This window comes from Immundisolibacter sp. (genome assembly GCF_041601295.1).
GTDB lineage: Bacteria > Pseudomonadota > Gammaproteobacteria > Immundisolibacterales > Immundisolibacteraceae > Immundisolibacter.
This window is the reverse complement of sequence record NZ_JBFIII010000116.1, coordinates 1-7,708: the sequence shown is the minus strand read 5'-3', so window position 1 is coordinate 7,708 and position 7,708 is coordinate 1. Positions and strand designations below refer to the sequence as shown.

3 protein-coding genes are annotated in these 7,708 nt (G+C 61.9%); all 3 read left to right on the top strand.

The annotated features are described in order from the left end of the window. The first annotated feature begins 386 nt into the window (after positions 1-386). Positions 387-1,763, top strand: a complete 1,377-nt coding sequence (locus ABZF37_RS12675; RefSeq protein WP_372720474.1) for a porin — start codon at positions 387-389, stop codon at positions 1,761-1,763. Between the two features lie 529 nt (positions 1,764-2,292). Continuing rightward, on the top strand, positions 2,293-3,318 hold the full coding sequence (locus ABZF37_RS12670; RefSeq protein WP_372720472.1) for an IS30 family transposase: 1,026 nt from the start codon (positions 2,293-2,295) through the stop codon (positions 3,316-3,318). A gap of 282 nt (positions 3,319-3,600) precedes the next feature. Continuing rightward, positions 3,601-7,506, top strand: a complete 3,906-nt coding sequence (locus ABZF37_RS12665; RefSeq protein ID WP_372720470.1) for an RHS repeat-associated core domain-containing protein — start codon at positions 3,601-3,603, stop codon at positions 7,504-7,506. Positions 7,507-7,708: the final 202 nt, after the last annotated feature.

Genomic DNA, 7,708 nt, shown 5'->3' with positions numbered 1-7,708 from the left:
GGCATTGACGCCTTTATCGACAAACGGCCCCCCAACTGGCCTGCGGCCTGATCGGGCGGGGGCGGCACGTAGCCGTCCACTCGGCCCGTTCCTTGCCGTCGCCCGACGCGAGCGGATTCCATCCGCCCGGGAACCGCTGATTTATTCAGCGGCTCCCGCAGCGCAGGGACGCGCTGCAAAAATCTGTGGCTGTAAGTCACTGATTTTGTGAGTCATCGGAAAACCACGCTTTTCCGATGACGGGCGCTGACAAATCCAGGACGGATTTAGTCAGCGCTTCCCCAAGCGACCCTGGATCTGTTTCCGGGTTTTCTGTTCAGGGATGAACCTGGCTTCGTACGGTGGCGGATCGCTCGGCCACCGCAAATGGTTATGACGGAGACATCATGTCTGGACAGTTAATCAGGCTGGCCCTGCTGCTGGCCGCGTTTGGTGCCGCGCCCGCGCTGGCTTCCAACGCCTATGTGGACGAAGTCCTCCACGCGCTGGAGGGCAAGGGCCTGCTCTCCGCCCAGGATGTGCAGGACATCAAGCTCAAGGCCCGCGCCGCCGAGCGTCGGGAGCACGCGGCGGTGACACCGGCGGGTTCCGAATACCCGGCTGAAACACAGGCTGTACACAAGGTTGCCTCGGTACTGCCCAAGCCGCCAGAGGGCGTGCGCCTGTGGGGTCGCTTGCAGCCTCGCTACACCTACATTCCCGCCGGTGACCACCTGGATGGCACGGCATCGTTTACCTTTCGCCGCGCCCGCTTCGGTTTCAGGGGGCCGCTGAACGATGAATTCTTCGCCTACACCCAGTACGAGGCTGCCAACGAAACGCCGGCCCTGGCGAATGCCGAGAATCTGCTCGACGCCTGGATTCGCTACAACGTTTTCAGCGACAGCCTGGGCGACATCATCGTCGGTCAGCAGTTCATTACCGGGTACGGTCGGGGACCTCAATTGTCGGCCAGCGTGGAACGCAAGTTCCCGGAATTCCTGAGCCCCGGCACCGCTGGCAGGGCGCGCGGGCTGGCCATCGAGCGCGGCAAGTTCGGCGCGCCGGAGACTTTCACCGACGGGGCGTTCGGTGACCGCCTGCAATACGGCGTGGGCGTGTACAACGGGCCGGACCTGAGCACCAACAACGACAACAACGAGCTGCTTTACTCGGCGGTGATGGCGGTGACGCCGCTGGGCATGACGGTCCAGGACGAGTACGAAATCCGCGACCTGCCATTCAAATACCTGCTCGGCGTCGGTTATTCCTGGTCGCGCGACAGTGGCAGCCTGGACGCGCGCGTGCAGCGCGACCGCCTGGGTCGGCCAGTCACGCTGGACAACGCCTGGTGGCAGGCGTTCGGGGAATGGCACGCCCGGCGCTGGTTCGGCTGGGCCAGCTGGACGCAGTTCGTGTCACAGGAATCGGACGGTCTGCTGTCGCGCAGCGACGGGATACTGGACAGTCGCCTGCGCTCGCGTGCCTGGGCGGCTGGCGTGACCCGCACCTTCCCGCTAGCCAACCAGCGGCACTGGGCGCTTGGCCTGCAATACCAGCAGGTCGACAACGAACACCCGTCGCGTACCCGCTTCATGCGCGTGCTCACCGGCAGCTCGGCCGACGAGCTGGCCCGCGGCATGGATCACGGCCAAGCCATCCAGCTGATGGCGACCTACATCTTCAATCCCAACATCCGCCTGCTGAACGAGTACGCCTGGTTCGACGCCGACCACGGCATCGACTACGGCTCTCTGGTCAGCCAGTTGCAGGTGGATTTTTAGCAAAGCGCAGCGTCGGAGCCGCGTCTCGTCGCACCTCACATGCGCGATGTCGTTGCTCGGTAGTGCTGGCCATGGCGCTGAATGGTGCCCGGTGCGTGGGGTGTTCGCTGGTTCGCCGCCGCCGCCGGACGGACAGCGTTACTCCTGTTTTCCAAAACGCAGTTCAGCGATTGTTGGTCCAGGGAACGCGACGCGAAGTCTCTAAAAATTCCACTTGACCTATCAAAGTTTACATGGCAGGTTAACTACTGTATTTAGAGAATGCTATCGATCTGGCCCGAGACCCGCTCGCCAAAGTGGGCGCAATCGTGGTTCGGACTGGGCGTCAGCGCTGATTTTGAATACGCGATGCGTGGCCATGGGGAGACCAATGAGAATGGATCATTCAGTTGGCTGCGTGGACAGGCGCTTTCTTGGGCAGCGAAATATAGTCCGAGCTATTGCATGCGCATTCGTTGTGCTGATCTTTTGCGAGCCTTGGCGGTTTCAAATCTGAAGTGCAACACCTCACTCGGAGTAAGGTGCTGCCATGGAAACACAACGTTCGTATACGCAGCTGCGGCCCGAAGATCGGGTCGTCATCGCCGGCATGATGCGGCTGGGGGCCAGTGTGCGGGCCATGGCCCGCACACTGAAGCGCTCGCCATCGACTCTCAGCCGCGAGCTGGCCCGCAACCGCTCGCCCGATGCCGGCTATGCCAGTCAGGCCGCCCACGCGCGGCACACCGCCCGACGGGTCGCCGCCCGACCGCCGCGCAAGCTGGACCCGCACGCCGTGTTCTGGGGCGTGGTGCGCACGCTGCTGGACTGGAAATGGTCCCCGCAGCAGATTGCCGCTACCCTCAAGCGGGTCTACCCCGACCAGCCGGCCCAGCACGTGTCCCACGAGACCATCTACACGGCGATCTACGCCCAGCCGCGCGGGGAGCTGCGCCGCCAGCTGATCGCCTGCCTGCGCCACGGCCGCAGCACACGTCGGCCGCGCACCGGCGGCACCGACCGGCGCGGCCAGATCCCGGCGATGGTCAGCATTCACGTCAGACCGCCCGCGGTCGATGACCGCATCATGCCTGGCCCCTGGGAGGGCGACCTGATCAAAGGCGCCGGTAACGCCTCCGCGGTGGGCGTGCTGGTGGAGCGCACCAGTCGCCTGGTGCTGCTGGCCAGGATGGACGACGCCAGCGCCGCCTCGGCGCTGGCCGGCTTCACGGCCAAGCTGAACGCAATCGCCGCGCCGATGCGCCACAGCCTGACCTACGATCAAGGCAGGGAGATGGCCCGCCATCGCGACCTGACGCGCGCCACGCAGGTGCAGGTCTACTTCTGCGATCCGCACAGCCCGTGGCAGCGGGGCACCTGCGAGAACACCAACGGGCTGATCCGCCAATACCTGCCCAAGGGCACCGACCTGTCGGTGCATACGCAAGACGACCTGGATGCCATCGCCGACAGTCTCAACACACGCCCCCGCAAGATTCACCAGTGGCAAACGCCGTTGCAGGTCTTCGCCCAGGAACTGGCCAATACATACCCTGCCTCAACCTCGGTTCATTAAGCCAGTGTTGCACTTCGGATTTGAAACCGCCCTTCGTATGCTTACGTTGGTCAGCATTTTTATAACTCTGACGCTGAGGCGCTTCAGGGATGTCAGTCGGATGATCTTGGACCGGAATGGGGTAGTTGTGATGGTGTCGTCTCATGCACTAACGTGGCGTCACCTCCACCCGGGTGGAACGGTTGCCAGGGTTATAAGCGGAGTTGCATTCCATGGTGGTGCGCCGTTAGTACAAGTGCGTATGTTAGGCCTCTTACCCCCGTTACACCGTGCGATGGAGGAATGGATGTCACCACAGGGGTCTGCCAATCCTATGATTCCGCCAAAAACCTTGGTGCTCCAGATTCCTGTGCTGGCAATCCGATCAATCCCGCGATTGGCTATAAATTCCAGGTGGAAAACGATTATTCAAGCGTATCGTCGAGTCCGCTCAAGGTCGAAAGGTATTACGACAGCAGTGCGATTGCGCAAGGCACCGCCTTTGGCGCGCATTGGCGCCATTTCTATGCGCGTGGCTTGACGGTTTCGTCTGGTACCGAGGGTGAGATCGTGCATGCCCGGCGGGCGGACGGAAAGCAGTTTGATTTCTCCGCCGCCGGTGCGGAATGGACCGCCGATGCGGACATTCCCGAAACTCTGACGCGTCTGGTCGATTCCGGTGGCACCCCTAATTCCAGCGGCACCCCCATCGGTTGGCGAATCCGCACGCGTCACGATGAGACGGAAGACTACGATAACGACGGCCGGTTGCTCACTCTTGCCGATCGCGCGGGGCGGGTGCAGACGCTGGCTTACGACGCCGCCGGGCTGCTGACCAGCGTGACCGATGCGTTTGGCCGAGCGCTGGTCTTCTCTTATGACTCTGCTGATCAGATTGCCAGCGTGATCGACCCCGACGGCGGGGTGTTCACTTATGCCCATGATGGTATCGGCAATCTTACTTCTGTGACCTTCCCGGATGGGAGTCAGCGCACATATCTGTACAACGAATCTGCCCACACCCAAGGTGCCAATCTGCCCAATGCCCTGACTGGCATTGTTGACGAGAACGGTGCTCGGTTTGCCACCTACGAGTACGACACGCAAGGCCGGGCGGTTTCCACCGAGCACGCCGGCGGAGCGGATCGCACCCACGTGGCATACAACGCCGACGGTTCGCGCGCAATTACCGACGCACTGGGCACGACCAGCGTGCACCAGTTCGCCACGGTATTGGGCGTGGTCAAAAACACGGCCGTGTCGCAGCCATGCAGCGTATGCGGCGGCTCGGACTCATCCAGCAAGACTTACGACGCCAGCGGCAACGTCGCCTCGCGGCTCGATTTCAACAACAACCTGACCTGCTACACCCACGACCTGACCCGCAACCTCGAAACGGAACGTGTCGAAGGTCTCAGTGGATCGAGCTGTCCCGGAACCGCGGTGTCGGGCGTGACGCGCAGTATTCACACCGAGTGGCATCCGGATTTCCGGCTGCCGCAGCGCGTCGCCGAGCCCCAGCGCCGCATCACCTACACCTACGATGGCAGCGGCAACGTCGTGACCCGTACCGAGCAGGCCACTACCGACACCGACGGCAGCCAGGGTTTCGCCGCAACGCTGACCGGCACGCCTCGCGTGTGGACGTACACCTACAACGCGGACGGCCAGCTGCTCACCGAAAATGGGCCGCGCACGGATGTGTCGGATATAACGACCTACGCTTATTACACCAATGCCGGCGCCGGTCACGCGCGGGGGGACCTGCAGCAGACCAGCAACGCCCTGGGCCACGTAACGCAATACACTCAGTACGATCCCAGCGGCCGGCTGCTGGAGGCGGTCGACCCGAATGGTGCCATCAGCAGTTTCACGTATGACGCCCGTGGCCGGCTCAAGACGCGCACCGTGGCCGGCGCCGTCACCGCCTTTGACTATGACCCCGCCGGCAATCTGACGCAGGTGACCTGGCCGGACGCCAGTCACGTTGCTTACGGCTACGACCCAGCCCATCGCCTGACCACCATCACCGATAGCCTGGGCAATCGGGTGACCTACACGCTGGACGCGGCCGGCAATCGCCTGGGCGAGACCTGGAGCAACCCGGATGGCAGCCCGGTGCGCAGCCACACACGCGTATTCGATGCCCTCAGTCGCTTGCAGCAGGACATCGGCGCCGCCGGCCAGACCACCCAGTACGCCTATGACGCGCAAGGCAATCTGACCTCGCGCATTGACCCCAAGGGGCAAACCACCGCTTACGTCTACGACAGCCTCAACCGGCTGGGGCAGATGGTCGACCCGCTCGGCGGCACCAGCAGCACCAGCTACAACGGCCAGGCTCGGCCCAACATCGTCACCGCGCCCAACGGGGCGACCACAACCTATACCTATAACGGCTTGGGTGATCTGTTGAGCGAGCTAAGCCCGGACCGGGGCACCACCAACATGACTTACGACGCGGCCGGCAACCTGAAAACCCGGGTCGATGCGAGGGGGGTGACCCGGACCTATACCTATGATGCCCTGAACCGCCTCAAGAGCGAGACCGACAGCAGTGGTGGTTGGTATACATACACGTACGACAACGTGAACGGCTGCAGCAACGGCATCGGTCGGCTGTGCAAGGTGAACGACAGCGTGAGCACGGGGCAGAGATACACCGTTTTTGCCTATGACGTGCACGGCTGGGTAAGCAGCGAGACTCGCGTGCAGTCGGGGATCACATACATCACTCGTTACACCTACGATGCGGCGGGGCGCCAGCAAACAATCACCTACCCCACCGGGTTGGTGGTGGCCTACAGTCGGGACAGCGCCGGGCGCATCACCGCTATTACTGCGGATGGCAGTCCGATCGTCCAGTCGCTCACGTATGACGCCGCCGGCGCCCCACGCAGCCAGACCCTGGGCAACGGGCTCGTCGAAACCATCGATGTCGATCAGGACGGTCAGCGTACCGGGCACGCCATCGGCACCGGCGCCGTCGACGCGAGTCTTGGCTACGACCCCAATGGCAACATCGTCAGTCGCACCGGGCCTGCCGGCGTCAGCACCTACACCTACGATGCGCTGGATCGCCTAAGCGGCGAAGCCGGGCCGGTCAAGAACCAAAACTTCAGCTACGACGCCAACGGCAACCGCTTGAGCGACGCCAGTGGTGCCTACAGTTACCAGGCAGCCTCCAACCGTCTGAGCAGCATCCCCAGCGGGTCGGTGTCGGTGGATGCCGCGGGCAATGTCAACCGGGCGGCCACCAGTGTTTACCGTTATACCTACGACGGTGCGAGCCGGCTCGCCAACGCGACCGATGCCGGCGCGGCCGCCATCAGTTACAGCTATAACCACCTGAACCAACTGGTGCACCGGTTCGCGCATAAGACCAAATATGGGCAGTCAGTGGTCTACCACTACGACCGCGACGGCCACCTGCTTGCCGAAACCCGGCCGTCCAACGGCGAGCGGCGGCGCAGCTACGTGTGGCGTGACGACGTTCTGGTGGCCCAGATCGAGCACCAACCGAGCCAAACGGTCCTCTACATGGAGACTGATCACCTGGGCGCGGTGCGGGCGGCGCGCAGCAGTAGCGGGCAAGTCGTCTGGCGCTGGGACAGTGACGCCTTTGGCGCCCTCAAGCCGAACGAGGATCCGGACGGCGACGGGCAGAAAATCACCACGATAACCATGCGTTTCCCCGGCCAGATTGCCGACCGCCTGCACCCGGCAGTGTATAACTGGAACCGGTACTATGATCCGACCAGTGGGCGGTTTGTTAGCAGTGATCCGATTGGGCTGGATGGGGGGATTAATACGTATGGGTATGTGGGGGGGAATCCACTTGCTTGGGTAGATCCATCTGGACTGATCGAATGTGAATGGGTTTCGTTTGGGCCTAGAACCCGAACTGCCGGTCGTAGATGGGTTCCAGGAGAGATCGTTCGGAGGTACACCTGTCGCTTCAAACCCAAGCCGCAGATAAGCAATGAACCGTTAACACCGCAGTCGATGATCCGACCATTGACTTTACGGCCAGGTGCAGGTGGTATTCCATTGCCCTTAGATATCAATCCAGGTTTGGAATGTCCATATAGAGAAGAAAACACGGGTTATTACGAAGATATCAAGGAAGTTGTCGAGTACGGTTACTATCGGTGCAGGGATGGTTGCCGGACATTCAATCTATGGTCTCCTCCTCGGAAATTTCCTTAATGCAAGTGGCATTTTTTAATCGGACTATAATGTTCATCTTCCTAGGTGCCAGCATCCATCTCACTTGGGCAAATGGTGTATCCGAATACTGGGCGTCCTTGACATCGTCAGACCTTCAACGTGTTTGCTATTTTGAGCATGACGGAAGCGATTTCTCTGTGCTTCGTAGCCCAACAAGCATCATCACAGCGGAACGAGTCGC

What these genes read in the sequence shown, in the direction of transcription:
- ABZF37_RS12675 (WP_372720474.1), top strand. Translation starts at nt 387, where the DNA reads ATGTCTGGACAGTTAATCAGGCTGGCCCTGCTGCTGGCCGCGTTTGGT.
- ABZF37_RS12670 (WP_372720472.1), top strand. Translation starts at nt 2,293, where the DNA reads ATGGAAACACAACGTTCGTATACGCAGCTGCGGCCCGAAGATCGGGTC.
- ABZF37_RS12665 (WP_372720470.1), top strand. Translation starts at nt 3,601, where the DNA reads ATGGATGTCACCACAGGGGTCTGCCAATCCTATGATTCCGCCAAAAAC.